This window comes from Bradyrhizobium sp. GW821-FHT13H06, assembly GCF_058803975.1.
In genome coordinates, this window is the sequence record NZ_JBXAPN010000001.1 from 1,342,108 (window position 1) to 1,358,580 (window position 16,473).

At 63.9% G+C, this 16,473-nt stretch carries 12 protein-coding genes; 3 read left to right on the plus strand and 9 right to left on the minus strand.

The window, feature by feature from the left end; genetic code table 11:
- The first annotated feature begins 94 nt into the window (after positions 1 to 94).
- Together AC1RQP_RS06465 and AC1RQP_RS06470 are read left to right on the plus strand one after the other, a co-directional pair.
- A complete protein-coding gene (locus AC1RQP_RS06465) occupies positions 95 to 676 on the plus strand; it encodes a TRAP transporter small permease subunit (protein WP_239623019.1) in 582 nt (193 codons plus the stop codon).
- Positions 677 to 702: 26 nt separating this feature from the next.
- Positions 703 to 2,358 carry a TRAP transporter large permease gene (locus tag AC1RQP_RS06470; protein WP_239623018.1) on the plus strand — a complete coding sequence of 552 codons (1,656 nt, stop codon included), beginning with the start codon at positions 703 to 705 and terminating at the stop codon, positions 2,356 to 2,358.
- A gap of 272 nt (positions 2,359 to 2,630) precedes the next feature.
- Here AC1RQP_RS06470 and AC1RQP_RS06475 read toward each other — a convergent pair whose 3' ends face one another.
- The 5 genes from AC1RQP_RS06475 to AC1RQP_RS06495 form a co-directional block, all read right to left on the minus strand.
- Complete coding sequence (locus AC1RQP_RS06475; RefSeq protein ID WP_492936291.1) at positions 2,631 to 4,016, minus strand: sensor histidine kinase; 1,386 nt, start codon at positions 4,014 to 4,016, stop codon at positions 2,631 to 2,633.
- Position 4,017: 1 nt separating this feature from the next.
- Entirely contained in the window at positions 4,018 to 4,692 is a 675-nt protein-coding gene (locus tag AC1RQP_RS06480; RefSeq protein ID WP_239623016.1) for a response regulator, read from the minus strand.
- Positions 4,693 to 4,895: 203 nt separating this feature from the next.
- Complete coding sequence (locus tag AC1RQP_RS06485) at positions 4,896 to 8,237, minus strand: DUF7379 domain-containing protein (RefSeq protein WP_492936292.1); 3,342 nt, start codon at positions 8,235 to 8,237, stop codon at positions 4,896 to 4,898.
- Between the two features lie 80 nt (positions 8,238 to 8,317).
- Positions 8,318 to 9,937, minus strand: a complete 1,620-nt coding sequence (locus tag AC1RQP_RS06490) for a hypothetical protein (protein ID WP_492936293.1) — start codon at positions 9,935 to 9,937, stop codon at positions 8,318 to 8,320.
- A gap of 13 nt (positions 9,938 to 9,950) precedes the next feature.
- On the minus strand, positions 9,951 to 11,177 hold the full coding sequence (locus AC1RQP_RS06495; RefSeq protein WP_492936294.1) for a CHAT domain-containing protein: 1,227 nt from the start codon (positions 11,175 to 11,177) through the stop codon (positions 9,951 to 9,953).
- Positions 11,178 to 11,785: 608 nt separating this feature from the next.
- On the opposite strand from AC1RQP_RS06495, the gene AC1RQP_RS06500 reads away from it, so the two are divergent.
- Entirely contained in the window at positions 11,786 to 11,995 is a 210-nt protein-coding gene (locus AC1RQP_RS06500) for a hypothetical protein (protein WP_492936295.1), read from the plus strand.
- A gap of 68 nt (positions 11,996 to 12,063) precedes the next feature.
- Here the strand turns inward: AC1RQP_RS06500 and AC1RQP_RS06505 are convergent, their stop codons facing one another.
- From AC1RQP_RS06505 to AC1RQP_RS06520, 4 genes are all read right to left on the minus strand, one after another.
- On the minus strand, positions 12,064 to 12,522 hold the full coding sequence (locus AC1RQP_RS06505) for a YunG family protein (protein ID WP_492936296.1): 459 nt from the start codon (positions 12,520 to 12,522) through the stop codon (positions 12,064 to 12,066).
- Positions 12,523 to 12,675: 153 nt separating this feature from the next.
- Positions 12,676 to 13,764, minus strand: a complete 1,089-nt coding sequence (locus AC1RQP_RS06510; RefSeq protein WP_239623011.1) for a TRAP transporter substrate-binding protein — start codon at positions 13,762 to 13,764, stop codon at positions 12,676 to 12,678.
- 166 nt (positions 13,765 to 13,930) lie between these two features.
- Entirely contained in the window at positions 13,931 to 15,019 is a 1,089-nt protein-coding gene (locus AC1RQP_RS06515) for a TRAP transporter substrate-binding protein (protein ID WP_239623010.1), read from the minus strand.
- Positions 15,020 to 15,222: 203 nt separating this feature from the next.
- Positions 15,223 to 16,359, minus strand: coding sequence for an Mrp/NBP35 family ATP-binding protein (locus AC1RQP_RS06520; protein WP_492936297.1), 1,137 nt, complete (start codon positions 16,357 to 16,359; stop codon positions 15,223 to 15,225).
- Between the last annotated feature and the right edge of the window lie 114 nt (positions 16,360 to 16,473).

Sequence of the window (16,473 nt, forward strand, 5' to 3'; positions counted from 1 at the left end):
GTGCCTGCTGCCTCAAGCCGTTGCGGCGAGACAAGCCGCGCGCCGCGTCGGCGTAATCAAGACGGCTGGGGTGAAATCGGGGGAGGACCTATCGTTGCAAGCGCTCCTTAAGCTGAGCCAAGGGATCGACGCGTTCACACGCTGGACGGGCAAGCGCCTCGCGTGGTTGATCGTGCTCGCCGTGATCATCTCGGCGGTCAATGCAATCATCCGCAAGACGTTCGATACGTCCTCGAATTCATGGCTCGAGCTGCAATGGGTGCTGTTCAGCATCGTCTTCCTGCTCTGCGCGCCCTGGACGCTGCTCGACAACGAACACATCCGCATCGACATCGTGAGCAACGCGCTGCCCAAGAAGGCTCGCAGCGTGATCGACCTGGTCGGTCACGTTTTCTTCCTCTTTCCGATTTGCATCGTCATGATCATTACCGGAGTGCCGTTCTTCCAGCGCTCCTTCCACATCAACGAGCAATCCGGCAACGCCGGCGGCCTGCCGCAATGGCCCGCCAAAGCCCTGATCATGATCGCGTTCGCTTTCCTGCTCGTGCAAGGCATCTCCGAGCTGATCAAGCGCATTGCGGTGATGCGCGGATTGATACCGGACCCGCATGAATCGCAAGTATCGGCGCTGGAGGCGGAAGTCGAGCATCTCGTCGAAGCGATCGAGAAGAAGTAGCCGTTGGCGACGGTGTAGGGGAAATCATGACCGCATTCATCATCGCCAATATGGCGCCCATCATGTTCGCGTCGCTGGTCGTCGTGCTGCTGCTCGGCTATCCCGCGGCATTCTCGCTCGGCGCCGTCGGCCTGTTCTACGCCGTGGTCGGCGTCGAGCTCGGCCAGTTTCACCCCGACTTCCTCCAGGCCCTCCCCGAGCGCGTCTACGGCGTGATGAACAACGACACGCTGCTCGCCATCCCGTTCTTCACCTTCATGGGGCTGGTGCTGGAGCGGTCGGGCATGGCCGAGGACCTGCTCGACACCATCGGCCAGTTGTTCGGCACCATCCGCGGCGGCCTCGCCTATGCCGTGATCTTCGTCGGCGCCCTGCTCGCCGCGACGACGGGCGTGGTGGCAGCTTCCGTGATCTCGATGGGTCTGATCTCGCTGCCGATCATGCTGCGCTATGGCTATGACCGCCGCGTGGCATCGGGCGTCATCGCCGCGTCCGGCACGCTCGCGCAGATCATTCCGCCCTCGCTCGTCCTGATCGTGATGGCCGACCAGCTCGGCAAGTCGGTCGGCGACATGTACGAGGGCGCCTTCATCCCCGGCCTCGTGCTCGCGGGTCTCTACGCCCTCTACGCCTTCCTCGTCAGCGTGATCTTCCCGGCGGCAGCACCCGGCCTGCCGAAGGACGCCATCGGTTTCCGCGAAGACAATGGCGACCGCGGCCTGGTCTCGCTCGGCATGCTGTTCCTCGCGAGCTGCGTGTTCGGATGGTTCATGATGCGCAATTCCGAGACGCATGGCGCCGATTACGTCGTGCTCAGCATGTTCTACGGCATCGTCTTCGCGTTCGCCGTCGCCGTGGTGAACTGGGCGATCGACAAGCTGACCGGCTTCCGCTTCCTCTCGAAAATGGCGCAGCAGACAACTTTCGTCATGGTGCCGCCGCTGTTCCTGATCTTCCTGGTGCTGGGCACCATCTTCATCGGCATCGCGACCCCGACCGAAGGCGGCGCGATGGGTGCCGCCGGCGCCCTCCTCCTCGGCGCCGCGAAGCGGCGGTTGAGCTGGGACCTGATCCGGCAAGCCACGGAATCGACCGCCAAGCTGTCGGCTTTCGTCGTGTTCATCCTGGTCGGCGCCCGCATCTTTTCGCTCACTTTCTATGGCGTCAACGGACACGTCTGGGTCGAGCACCTGCTCACCTCCCTGCCCGGCGGCCAGATCGGCTTCCTGATCTTCGTCAACGCGCTTGTTTTCGTGCTGGCCTTCTTCCTCGACTTCTTCGAGCTGGCCTTCATCGTGATCCCGCTGCTCGGACCTGCCGCCGAGCACCTCGGCATCGACCTGATCTGGTTCGGCGTCATTCTCGGCGTCAACATGCAGACCTCGTTCATGCATCCGCCGTTCGGTTTCGCGCTGTTCTATCTGCGATCGGTCGCGCCGAAGGAGCGATACACCGATCGCCTCACCGGCAAACGGATGGACCCTGTCACCACCGGCCAGATCTATTGGGGCGCGGTCCCATTCGTCGTCATCCAGATCATCATGGTCGGACTGGTGATCGCATTCCCCGCGATGGTGATGCACTACAAGGGCGTCCAGTCGAACATCGACCCCAGCACGATCAAGATCGAGGTGCCGCAGATCGAACTGCCGCCGCTGGATCTCGGCCCGCCGCAGAAGTAGCAAAGGATGGCGCGACTGCTGCCCTCTTACCCTCCCCCTCCAGGGCAGGGCAATCGCATATGATGTGCAGAATGCAGCGGCATAGGCAGTGGGCTCCCTCCCCCGCTTGCGGGGGAGGGTTGGGGAGAGGGTGTCTCGGCGCTGGGATTATTGAGATTAACTGAGGACGTCCCTGTGCGGCGAGAGCCCTCGCCCGCCGCGCTCTGCGAGCGCGTCGGCCTCTCCCGCAAGCGGGAGAGGCGGAGCAAGCCTGCAGACAGTCCCCGTGTAATTCATATGCGATAGCCCTGCCCTCCAGGGGAGGATGAAGAGGCCACCTCGTTCGCCGGCCGAAACCGCAGCGTGAACTCCGCGCCGCCGCCGGGGAGGTTTGCCACCGCAACCGTGGCCGCGTGATCGTCCGCCACCGCGCGCACGATCGAGAGTCCCAGTCCCGCGCCGTCGCTGCGCCGGCGGTCGGCGCGCCAGAAGCGCTGGAAGATCAGCTCGCGCTCGGCTTCCGCGATGCCCGGGCCGCAATCGCGCACGCGCACCGAACCGTCGTCGCGCACCTCGACCTCGACGCAGGTGTCCTTCGCGGTGAACTTGATGGCGTTTTCGGCGAGGTTGAAGATCGCACGCTGCAGCATCTCCGAATTGCCGCGGATCATGACCGGTGCGTCGGTCCCCTTCAGAGCGATGTCCTTGTGCTGCGCGATCGCGAACGGGGCGATCGAACCGACCACCTCGGCGCAGACCGCGCGCAAATCCGCGGTCTCCCCGGGATCGAGCACCAATGTGTCGAGCTCGGCGATCTCCAGCAACTGGGCGACGAGGCGGCTCGTGGCCTCGATGTCGGCAAGCAGCGCCTGCCGTGCGGCGCGGTCGTCGAGCGTCTCGATCCGGGTGCGCAGGATCGCGAGCGGCGTGCGCAGCTGATGGGCGGCATCCGCCGTGAACTGCCGCTGCACGCGAAAGCCGCCCTCGAGGCGATCGAGCGCCTGGTTCACGGCCGTGACCAGCGGCATGATCTCGCGCGGGATCTGCGCCGTCGGCAGGCGGATATCGGTGCGCGCCGGGCCGATATTGCTGGCCTCCTCCGAGGCCCTCCACAGCGGCGCAATCGCGCGGCGGAAGATGATGATGTCGGTGGCAAGCAGGACCAGGAGGATCGGGATGGTGATCCACCCCACCCGCCGGAAGAAGTTCGAGACGATGTCGTCGATGATGACGTCGCGGTGCGCGAGATCCTCGGCAACCTGGATGCGGACCGTCTTGCCGGCAATATCGCGGGTGACGCCTGCGCCGGAGATCGTCTCGGAGAAGCGTGATGCGGCCGCAGCGGCTGAACGCCGGTGCGAGGAGAACAGCAGCCGGCCGTCGGCATCGCGAATGTCGAACTGGTAGCGGCCGTAAGCGTCCGAATAGAGGCCCTTCAGGCTGTCGGGCAGGTTGAAGCTCAACGTGCCGTCCGGCTGCGCGACGATACGCTCCGCCAGCACCTCGGCCTGCGCGCGCATGGCGTCTCGATGCAGCTGGTCGATCTCGGAATTGAGCAGCCAGAACAGCACCAGCGGCAGGAAGATCGCGACCACCGCGACCGCGACGATGTGCAGGAACACGATGCGCGAGATCAGCGATTTGAACGTGAGCGATCTGGCATGGCCCCCCGCGGGCACGCTATTTCTCCTCGGTCATGAGATAGCCGACGCCCCGGATGGTGTGGATCACCACCCTGGCGCCGTGTTCAGCCAGCTGCTTGCGCAGCCGCGAGACGTAGACTTCCACCGCGTTGGAGGCGACCTCGCCTTCGAGCCCGAAGATGTGGTCCTCGACGTTCTTCTTCGGCACCACCCGCCCCTGCCGGCGCAACAGGATCTCGAGCACCGAGCTCTCGCGCGCGGAGATGATCCGCGGCTCGTCGTCGATGAAGATCTGGCGGCTCTCGGTGTCGTAGACGAGGTTGGCGAGGCTGAGCGAGCGGCCGAGCAACTGGCCGGGCCGGCGCAGGATGGCCTCCAGCCGCGCCACCAGCTCCTCCATCGCAAACGGCTTTGCGAGATAGTCGTCGGCGCCGCTGCGCAGGCCGGTCACGCGGTCCTGCAGGCCGCCGCGGGCCGTCAGCACCAGGACCGGCAGCGGCTCCATCTGCCGGCGCAGCTCGCGCAGCACCGACAGGCCGTCGTCGTCGGGCAGGCCGAGGTCGAGGATCATCGCGGCATAGTTGACGCAGCTCACCGCCTCGCGCGCCTCGGCCGCGCTGCCGACGATGTCGCTCTCATAGCCGGCCGCGGCCAGCCCGGCAGCAACGAGCCGCGACAGCTCGGCATTGTCCTCGACGATCAGAAGGCGCATCGATATTCCGGTGTCACCGCACGGCTCGCGCCGAAATCTTCGCCGCTCTTTTCCAGCATTCCGGACGGCCGGGCCAGCGAAAAAATGCGCGGTGAGCCGATCGCCCCGATGTCAGGCTCGTGTAAGCCGATCGGACTCGCGCTGACGAGGGCCTGGAACGGCGGGCCGGCATCCGGCGCTGGATCGAATACTCCCTGCTCGATCTAAGCGTCGCCTTCGACGCGCGCAAACGGATTGCCGTATACGGAATAGGCCAGCCAGGTCAGTTCCTTCCGGCTTTTGGCTGCCTCGCGAGCCGTTCGGACGGCTTCCACCAGCACGTTTCCGTCCTTGAGCGAGCGATAGAACGCCTCGGCAAAACTGTAGGCGAGCTTGTCGTCCACCGACCAGAGCGCCCCGACCAGCGCGCCCGCGCCGAGTTCGGAATACGGCCGCAGGAATGCATCGACGAAACCGGCGACACCTCCGCCGATACCGCGTCCCGAGCGCCCGGTCTGGCAGGCATTGATGAAAATGGTTGGCCTCGGTCCGCTTTCCGCGAAGCGGGCAAAAGCCTTGACCTGATCCGCCGATAGCGAATCCTGCGCAAAGCTGCCGTCCACCGTGGACCCCGTCATCAACAGGTCGGCCGTCATGACCGCCCGCTGCGCCGCCTCGCCGTGGCAGGCAAAGTGCAGAACGTCGCACTCCCTTGCATTGTGCTGGAGGAAGCCCGTCACCGAGATGCTGTCGGCCGGGACCTCGCGGGGATTGCCGAACAGCTTGGCCAGCATCTCGCGTTCGGCGCCGGCGCCTTCGAGCTGCAGGGCGGGATCGAGATAGGCCGGGATCACGTAGTTGACGCGATCGCTGCGCATCGCAAGTTTCGGACCGGGCCATGGCGTGCTGTGCAGCCAGCGGACCAGCCCCCATTCGGCGAGGAATCCCTTGCCGGCCTGCCCGGACTTCCGATCATTGATGTAAAGCAGCTCCCAGGGAATGAACGGCTCCTCCGAGATGACCTGGATCGCACGGATCGCGTCGCGATGGGTCCACAACGCCTCGCGGACCTTGTCCGGCAACAACTCGTTCGCCATGACAATTCCGTTTGCCTGGAGGCGCGCCAGGAACTGGTCATACAACCGGTTGGTCGCGAGCCAGGACGTCTCGATGCCCTTGAAGATCTCCGCAACGTAGACGTCGCGCGAGAAGCCGCCGGGAAGAGTGCGCGATTCCGAAACTGCGATGTTGGGGTCGACGCAGGCAAGGTCGAAACGCAGCGTCACCTTGCCGCTCTCCACGATCTCGTAGATCCTCAACACCGCTGGCTCGTGCGGGCGTGCCGCCATGGCCAGCCCGACCTGGCTCCGGCGCAAGGTCTTACTGTCTGCATCGACGAATACGGGAGCCAAGGTGAAGGACGCCAGAATGCGCGGACCCTGCCGCGCTTCGACGAGGATGTCCGCTGCGCCCTCTGCGGTACCTTCCACGACGAACCGCAGCGCCTCCGCCCGTCGTTCCCGCGGCGTGTCGATCTCTGCGCTGGATTCGCCGAGGACCCGGCAGTTTCTGCGCGCGATGACTTCAACGACGATGGCGCGGGACGCATCGATGTTGACCGGGGTATCCGAGGCGCTGGACGTTTGCGTTTCCGCAGCCTGGATCCTCTCGCGCGAAACCGTGACAAACAGCGGGACCGGCTTCCTGGGCGGCGGATGAGACTCGATCTCTGCCGCAAAATAGCACGCGGCAGTCCTTGGATCAGGAGAAGGTGCCAAGGGCGCCATCTCGGCAGCGACAGGCGCCTGGCTCGGCACGGGCGGTGCAGCCGCAGGTGCCGCACGTGTTGGCACTCGTCGCAGCGTCGTTGTGTCCGACATCGAGTCTACTTCGAGGCTCTCCAGATGGGGAGAGGGCAAAACGGCTCCCAGCGAGTGTTCACCGCGGGACGCCGCTCGCCGCGTCGCCCGGCGCGATACTGTCCGCGGCAGGTCCAATTGCTCGCCGAGGCGAGCTGCGCCGACACCCAGCCATTCACTCAACTTCAGCGGAACGACATCCGCCGCAAAGTAAGTGGTGTGAAAGACGTCGTCCGTATTGCCGAAGGCAAAGGTCGCGTCGCTGGCAAGGCGCGAGCCGCGGGTCCCGAACGAGGTCATCGACGAGGTATCCACCACCAGATCGTTGTCGAGCCGGAACAGGCGATTTGTCACGCGATCGGCAATGAACTCGGCGAACTCCCTCGTCACCCCCTTGCTGGGTTCGACCTGCGCGACGAAATTCGAAGTGATCGCATAATAGGTCGCGAGCTTGTCGAGAGGACCGGCCGCCCCGTTCAATTCCCTGACGAGGTCGCTCGTGGGCCGCATCGCGGCAAGTCCCGGCACCCTTTGCTCGTCGATGGCGACTTCCGAGAACGCCTGGACGAAGCGACCGACGGTCTTGATCCCCTGCGCCACGATGGGGCTCAACGCAGCTCCGCCCGCCAAGTATGAAACCGCACGGACGCCGGCCATGATCCCGTTGGTGTAGAGATCGATCATCGCCGCCCAGTTCTCGGGCTCGGCAAGATGCGTCCCGGCGTTCGTGCAGCCGACGAAGATGGCCTTGCCGAGCCGGATGTCCGGTCGTTGCTCCGCAAGCCGATTTTCCACCACGCGATAGACAAGTCCGCCACGGCTGTGGACCACCGCGTCGATCGACGACTTCTCCGGGATTCCCAGTTCCTGCAACGCCGCAACAAGAGCGGCCGCATTCTGGCCGGGCGTTGCGGTCAGGGTCTTGTGGTCGAAGCCGAGCACGGCGTCGTAGTGCTGGTTGGCTCTCGAAAGAAATGCCTTCCCGCTCTCGGAACCGGCAAGCTGCGCGAAGCCACCCGCGGTCGACGAGAACGTGCCGTGCACCATGAGCAGGATCTTGAGCGGGCGATCTTGCGGCAAGCGCGGCCGCTCCGATCGCGACGGGGTCCATGCCGCCGGATCGAGCCCGGTCATCATCACGATCCCCTCCTCCCGGTCTCCCTCGATATAGTCGGTCGCCGCATCGACGGCCGTTCTGGCGACGAACTTCAGCACATAGGCGCGGACCGGATCGATCAGCTTGTCGGAGACCCAGTCGAGAACCGGGCCACGCTTGCCGCGTGCCGTGGAGATTCCACGGGTGCCGCTGGTTTCCGCCGTCAGCGGGAACACCAGAACCTGTCTGCCGCCGCGTTGCCGCGATGGACGGGCAACCTGCTGCGGGTAGCTCCAGGCATAGACGCCGCCTGCCCCTTCGATCAGCACCATCGCCCGTTCGGACGGGCCGACCTCGACCTCGATCTGCGTCGGCGTCTGCGCGTCCCGTCGCAGGGCGCGCGTACCGGGGCGCGTCGGCGCCATCTCAACTTCGGCCGCGATCGTGAAGTCGGACGCCGACAGCGCCCTCTTGAGGTCATCGGCGCCCCTCATCTGGCTGGCGGAGGCCCGGCGCAATCCCCGGCGGGAAGCGTTGTCCTGAACCAACCTGACCTCGACATCGTCGGGACTTTGAACCACGATCCCGTTTGCTATCTCGATTGCAGCCATGTCCTTCCCCCTGTGCAGATGCGTTCTTCGTTACGTCCTTCACATGCCGCGGGGCGCGTGCCCCCTCCGACAGCGCGAGGTCAAGGCTTGACAGTCGACTGCGACGCAGGCGCGGCCCAACCGAGCAGATTGCCATCGAGCGCCGACGACTTCCGGATCAGCTTGTTGGATTCGATGTAGGCTTCCGCCGTCGAGGGCACGAGGTATCCGACCACGAAGCCGAGAATTCCGAAGGACGCGACGATGCCGGCGTACCACGACAACGGGATGCTCGGCATTTCCAGACCAAAGGCCCTGGTAACCAATACGAAGCTGACGAGAAGGCTGAACATCAGCGACGCCATGACCACCGCATGGGCCGCGCCGTCCTTCAGCCTCGCCTCGTGATAATCCAGCCGATCCGCCCTCAGCCGCACGTCGAGAAGAATGCTCAGGACCAGCGTGTTGACCAGGAAGATCAGGGAGAACAGCGAGCTCGCCGCAAACGGATGATTCTTCGCCAGCCAGCCTTCAGCGATCGGAATCGTGCTGTAAGTCAACCATAGTATGAAGTTGCCCGCCAGATACGAGCACGCCCCGAAGACCACATAAGAGCTCCAGGGCAACGCGTATAGCGAGGGGCGCGCGAAGTTCGTCGCGGCCTTCGGATAGATTGCAAAGAAGATCGAGATCGTCAGCGCTACCGCGTGCGCGAGGGACGAGAGGCCTCCGGCCAGCGAACCAACCGCAAACTTCTTCGGCAGATCGAGGAAGAACAGCGGCGCGACAGAGACCGCGAAGTCGAGGACGAAGATCGTCACCAGGGGTGCAAACGGCAATGGCTGGGGCAGAACGGTCTGATACCCGAAGCTGGATATCAGCTCCGTCCGGGAATCGCGCCTGTCGACGACCGACAAGGTCGCCTCGGCCAGACGACGCTGGTACGCGACCCGCAAATCCTCACACTCTTCCGCAATGAAATCGGAGATCTCGAGCACCAGCTCCCGCGCGTCGACATCCGACACCATGATGTCTTCCGTCAGCAGGAGGGCCCGCGCCGACCGTCGCAACATGCGCCGATACTGCCGCTCCAGCTCGTCAAAAGCGGCTTTCCGCGCGCGGAAGAACTTCTCGAAGCGCGGGTTGCCGCGCAGATCGACGAAACTGGTGTGAAGCGAAGCCACCTGCATGATCATGGCCGTCGCGCCGACGGCAAGCACTTCGTCATCCTGATTGAGCGCCTTCTCGATCAGCCTCGCGGGAACGCCATATCCTTCGAGCTCGCGCTGCAACTCCGGCTTTGCCCGCTCCGTCACCCGGATGGGCGAACGCGCGATGGCCACGATGACGGTCTCCACGGCCTGCGGGTAGCGCGCCAGCGTCTGCATCATGGTTCTCAGCAGTCCGATCACCCGAGATAGGATCGGCAGGTGCGGCGCCAGCACCATGAATGCGATCGTCGCCGGTACGGCAACGAGCAGGCCGGCGTCCCGTCCGGGATAGAGCTGATTGGTCAGCCAGCGGACTTGGATGACCATGAACACATAGAAGACCACGGCGATCGTGACGTAGGCGAGGACCGCGAAATAGTAGCGGTCGCGCATCACGGCATAGCGGATCTCCACGGTTTCGAAAGGAGCGTGAAAGTCGATCGCGCTGACGATGCAGATTGCGATCGCACCGAGGCCGAGAGCAACGACGGACGGGTCAAAGCCGTACATTGATGAACATCCGCTAGGGTCCTGCCCGGTCCACGAAGATTTCACCATCGAGGCCGCGCATGTAGAGAACCGGAGAAATCCATTCGGCGAAGTGGCGCGCCTTCAATTCGGCCCTCGTATGCGCCAGGGCGGCCTGAATCGAGACGTTGTCGGCGAGATAAGTGTAGAACGTATCGGCGAACGCGAGCCCCATGTTGTCGCTGATCTCGAACTGCATGGCGATCACCGCAGGGACGCCGCCCTGAATGAGCTCGGCAGCGGTGCTCGAGAACAGGGAACCGTCGGATTGCGCTCCGCTGCAGGAGTTCAGCACGACGAGGCTCGGCGTTTGGCCGGGCTGGGTGAGGAACACTCTCAACGTATCGGCGTACAGTCGAGTCCCGCTCGATCCGCCCTCTTCCTGCACCACGATGAAGCCCATCTGCCGATCCGGATCGTGTCCGCCGTGACCGATGAAGTGAAACAGATCCCACCGTTTGCCATCATCTCCCCTCAGGAAACGACGGTTGAGATCGCGCGCCTTTGCCGAAGGAATCCAGGACAGCTTCAGCCTCTTGCCGTCGTTCAGTTCGTTCAGTGCCCTCTTGATCGCGACCTGCTCGGCGTCGACCTCGATCTCATCCAGGGGGAATCCGTTCAGAACCTTGACCCTCGCCGCCATGCCCAACACCCGTATCGGCCTTGCCGCGCTCATCCGACGTTCTTCGCCATAGTCGTCGACGGCACGCGTGAACGGTGTGCTCTGGGAGGTCGTCACATAGAAGCGGTGCTTCTTGTCGTACATCGTTTCCCAGGGCACGTAGGCGAGCGCTGGATCGTTGACTCGCAAGCGGATCAGGAACGGCTCGTCGTCTCTTCGCGCCGCCTGGAAACATTCCTGATAGAGTTCGAGGATCTTTCGCTGAAAGATGAAGTCGAACAGTTGCGAACCGATTTCCTGGACAATTCGCTCGTCCGATCCCGAAGTCAGAGCTCCGGCAGCATCACGTATGGCTGGTCTTGCTTCATTGCCGCCATTTGCCGCGGCCGCATCCGGGTTTCGCGGCCGTAGCGCGGCCTCGGCGCTGCGCGCGGCAGGGCTCTGGAGAATCGCTTCCTGCAGCGGTCTCAGGTTCTGGCGAAAACTCGGCTTGAGCTTCTCGACCTCGATCTCGCGGCTCGACGAATTGTATTCCGCAACGATGCGGCAATGGTCTTCGCCACAATCTTCGATGGTCAGATTGAAAACGACCTTCGCCACGACGCAATCCTCAGCCGCGCATTGTCAGCGCAAAAAGGCGCCTTGCAAGAAAGTCCCTGGCGGCCAGCAAGGCCCAAACGGCATGTGGCGGGCGTCGTGCCGCGGCATTCCCGCGCTCCGCACCTGAGAAGCGGTGGCCGCAACCCGTAATTTTGGCCGCCGGCTTTCTGCCGGCCCAGGACGCACACGCCGAGTTCGGGCGGGCTTTCGTCTTGGCCTGCGCGGCCTGCTCGCAGCGGCGCACCGCACGGCATCGGTCGGCGCAATCAAGGAAAGCTCGCTAGCTTCCCGGAATTTCTAGCGAATTTCTCTCGACGTGACTGTGAACCGCTTCACACCTCTCGCTTTGGTGATCACTGTGAAGGACCGGCAGCGGCTCCATCTGCCGGCGCAGCACCGACAGGGCAGTTGTCATTGCATTCCCGATAACGGTGACTGGGCTGCTCGACGCGCCCACGAAAGTGGACCTGGACAAGATCAAGATCGAGATCCCGGACATCGAGCTGCCACCGCCACTCGATTTCGGCCAGCCGAAGAATTGACCCCCGGAACATTCGCTTCTGTACGTGGTTGAATCCGGGCTGAGGATCAGCGCCTGGAGGAGCCGGATGCCTTACTTCCCTTCTGGCCAAGACCAAGACTTCCGCATCTGCAAGGTGCTTGCCGACGTCTTTTGCGCGATCTTGCTCGGCACCTTCTCCATCGTCTTTTTCGGCTGGCTCGGCGGCATTGTCGCCGTCGTGATCCTCGAAGCCGGCCTGCTCGGGCTCGATTGGCTCATGCCAAGCACGAAAGACGCGGCAGGCGTCGTTCGCTGACGGTTTTGCCCAATGCTTGGAAACCGGCCGGTAGCGGACCTCGACAAGAGCAAGCTCGGCCGCTGAAGCTAGCCTCGTCCGGTGAAGTGCTCCTGAAACGCCGCTCTGAGCTCATCCAGCTGGTCGTTCGTCGCCCCTGACCGTGCGTCGGCCCTGTTCGCAGGCACGTCCATGTATGCGATCGGCTGAGCGAACTGGCACGCCGTGAAGTCGTATCTCTTGCCTCCGATCCGGTTGTAGAAATGATCGCCGGCCGGAAGAGGCGTCTTCAGCAAGACACCACCGAAGAGTTCGTGAACGAGCAGCGACGTGACGTTGCATTGCCCTGCCGCCGGATTGTTCGTCGTCCATTGGCTGCTCGTCGACGACGACCATGCCTTGCGCAGCGCGTCCTGGATTTGATCGGGGTCGAAGCTCAGTGGATTTTCTCGGGTGCGGCCCCGAGGCCGAATTCGGATTATGCGACGATGAGCTTCTACCACTGTTTTGCCCGACGCATCAAGGAGCTTCCGTATTTCCGCAAGCATTGGCGGTACACCGCCAAGTCATTGATAACGCTGTCCTCGCCTACTGTGCATGGGGTTGTTTTCGATGTTTTTGTTCTGGACGACCTTCGAGCGCTGCAACGACAACGCCCCGGAGCCTTCGCTCCGGGGCGCTGCCTGCGACGGATAGCGCGATCAGCTCTGCGAGCGCCGCGCCATGAAGATGTCGTAGCCGACCTCTGCGACCTGGAACCATGAGTAGCCGTCGCTCGTGAACTTGGCGAGCGAGTCGTGCACCTTCTTGAAGTTGGGGTTGGTCGCGGCGACTTCAGCGTGCAGCTCCTTGGCGGCCTTGTAGCAGGCATCCATGATCGACGGCGAGAAAGCATGCAGCTTGGTGCCGCCCGCGAGCAGCTTCTTCAGCGCCAGCGGATTGGCATTGTCATAGCGTGCCATCATGTAGTTGTTGGCGTAGTGGCCGGCCTGCTCCAGCACGCTCTGGTAATATTTCGGCAGCGCGTTCCACTTGTCGAGGTTGACGAAGGCCATCAGCATCGGTCCGCCTTCCCACCAGCCGGGATAGTAGTAGTGCGGCGCGATCTTGTAGAAGCCGAGCTTCTCGTCGTCATAGGGGCCGACCCATTCGGCGGCATCGATGGTGCCCTTCTCCAGCGCGGGGTAGATGTCGCCGCCGGCGAGTTGCTGCGGCACGACGCCGAGCTTCTGGAGCACGCGGCCGGTGAAACCACCAATGCGGAATTTCATGCCCTTGAGATCGTCGGGCGTGTTGACCTCTTTCCTGAACCAGCCGCCCATCTGGCAACCGGTGTTGCCCGCGAGCAGCGAGACGACGTTGTAGCTCTTGTAAAATTCGTTGAGCACGTCGCGGCCGCCGCCAAGCATGTACCAGGCCTGGTTGATGCGCATGTTGGGACCGAACGGCACGGCCGAGCCGAAGGTGAAGGTCGGGTCCTTGCCGAAATAATAGTAGGACGCCGTGTGGCCGATTTCGCAGGTGCCGTTCTGCACGGCGTCGAGCACCTGGAGGCCCGGCACGATCTCGCCGGCCGCGAAGATCTGGATCTGGAATTTGTTGTCGGTCGCCTCCGCGACCATCTTGCACATCATCTCGGCGCCGCCAAACAGCGTGTCGAGCGATTTCGGCCAGCTCGTCGGCATGCGCCATTTGATTTCCGGCATCGACTGCGCGATCGCGGGAGCCGCGAGCGTGGCGGCGCCGGCCGCACCAAGTCCTGTGACCTTGATGAAGTCTCTTCTCTTCATGATTTCCTGCCCTGATGTACCAGTGATTGTGGGCCTTCTTGTCGAGGCTTGCCGCCAGCATGACGCAAGCCACGGCCGAATGCCATCCCGATCGCACTGCGGCAAAGAAAAAGCCCGGCCTCGCGAGCGAGGCCGGGCGATTTGGTCCTGCGACTTGAGCCGCAGATCAGCCGCGCGTGCGCGAGCGGATCATGAAGCTGTCGTAGGTATATTCAGCGACCTGCCACCACAGATATTCGTCGGAGCGGTAGGCCTGCATTGCGTCGATCGACTTCTTGAAGTCGGCGTTCTTGGCCGAAATCTCGGCCCACAGCTCGTTGGTCGACTTGAGGCAGGCTTCCAGCACTTCGTTGGTGAACGGGCGAAGCTGGGTGCCGCCGGCGACCAGGCGCTTCAGCGCGGCCGGGTTCTGCATGTCGTAACGCGCAGCCATCCAGGTGTTGGCGTTGGCCGTCGCGTTGGTGAGGATCGCCTGGTAGCTCTTCGGCAGCGCATTGAACTTTTCCAGGTTGGCGAAGGCATGGACGGTCGGACCGCCTTCCCAGAAGCCAGGATAGTAGTAGTACTTGGCGACCTTGGCGAAGCCGAGCTTCTCGTCATCGTAGGGGCCGACCCATTCGGCCGCGTCGATGGTGCCCTTCTCCAGCGCCGGATAGATGTCGCCGCCGGCGAGCTGCTGCGGCACCACGCCGACCTTCTGGAGCACCTGGCCGGCGATGCCGCCGATGCGCATCTTGAGGCCGGACAGGTCGGCAACGGTCTTGATCTCCTTGCGGAACCAGCCGCCCATCTGGGTGCCGGTGTTGCCGCAGGGGAAGCCGATCACGTTCGACTTCTTGAAGAACTCGTTGGCGAGCTCGTTGCCGCCGCCCTGATAGAGCCAGGAATTCTGCTGGCGCGCATTGAGGCCGAACGGCACCGAGGCGAAGATCGCAAAGGTCGGGTCCTTGCCGACGTAGTAGTAGGAGACGGTGTGGCACATGTCGACAGTGCCATTCGAGGTCGCATCGAGCGCCTGGAGGCCGGGCACGATTTCGCCGGCGGCGAACACCTGGATCTGGAACTTGTTGTCAGTCATCTCGGCGACGTACTTCGCCACCTGCTCGGCGCCGCCATAGATGGTGTCGAGCGACTTCGGGAAGCTCGAAGTCAGGCGCCACTTCACCTCGGGCGAGGACTGCGCGATCGCCGGCGAGGCCACTGCGGTCGCCGCCGCGCCTGCTGCCGACACTTTCAGAAAATCACGACGCTTCATCTTCTAGTCTCTCCTTGCTGGGGCGTTTCCCCTTAACTTCTCTTATGCCGCCGCTCATCCCGGCGACGCGTCGATGTCGCGTCGAACCGAAGGGGCTTGACTGCCGTGCGCGTTTAACACGGACCGCGCGGTTACGGAACGCGACAATGGCATGACGGGGCTCTACAAAAGTCGCATGTCCCAGGGGCCCGCGGCCCGCCGGTTCAGGCTGCGGCAATGACGCCCTTCAGCTGGTCCCGGACCTGCCCTGCGATGGCGCGGTAGATCGCCGCATGAGGGCCGTCCGGCTCGCTGTCGACCACGGGATTACCGGCATCCGAAGTGGCACGAATCGCCATGTGCAGGGGGATCTCGCCCAGGAATGGCACCTTGAGCTTTTCGGCCTCGTGCCGCGCCCCGCCATGGCCGAAAATGTCCGACTTGGTCCCGCAATGCGGGCACTGGAAGTAGCTCATATTCTCGACGATGCCGAGAACGGGCACGTTGACCTTCTTGAACATGGCAAGGCCCCGCCGCGCGTCGATCAGGGACAGGTCCTGGGGGGTCGAGACGATCACGGCGCCCTTGAGCGGCACGTTTTGGGCCAGCGTGAGCTGGGCATCGCCGGTGCCCGGTGGCATGTCGACAACCAGCACGTCGAGCTTGCCCCATTCGACGTCGCGCAGCATCTGCGTCACCGCCGACATCACCATGGGACCGCGCCAGATCATCGCGGTCTCTTCCTCGACCAGGAAGCCGATCGACATGATGGCGAGGCCGAAACGCCGAAGCGGAATCATCTTGCGTTCGCCGTTCAGCTCCGGCTTGTCGCGCAGACCGGTCAGGCGCGGCACCGACGGGCCATAGATGTCGGCGTCGAGCAGCCCGACCTTGAGGCCGAGGTCGCGCAGGCCCAGCGCCAGATTGAGCGCGGTGGTCGACTTGCCGACGCCGCCCTTGCCGGAGGCGACCGCAATCACGGCTGCAACGCCCGGGATTTCCGATTGCCGCGCCATCGGCGACTGGCCGCCCTGCGGCGGCTTGTGGGCATGGGCCGGCTGCACGCCAGGCGTGCCGCGGCTCGGCTGCGGCGGTGGCGGCGGCGCGGAGCCCGGCTTGCGCTCGGCGGTCAGCGCCACCATGACGGTGGTGACGCCGGGGATGGCGCGCACCGCGGCCTCCGCTTCGGCCCGGATGGATTCCCAGGCCCTTGCCTCGGCGGCATCGACATTGATCGAGAAGAACACCTTGCCGTCGGACGCGCTGATCGCGCTCAGCACATTGGCATGGGCGAGCGCGACCCCGCGGGGCGACTTGATCCTGGCGAGGCTGTCGAGAACCTGTTGCTGCGTCACGCTCAAAGCGCATCTCCTGAACTGAGCCTGATCCGGCCCCGGAGGGCCGCGCCAGCGCAAAGCGGGAAGCGGCTTTCCGGCCAGGCCAGGCTCGAGACTTTAGGATGCCCCATTAGAGCG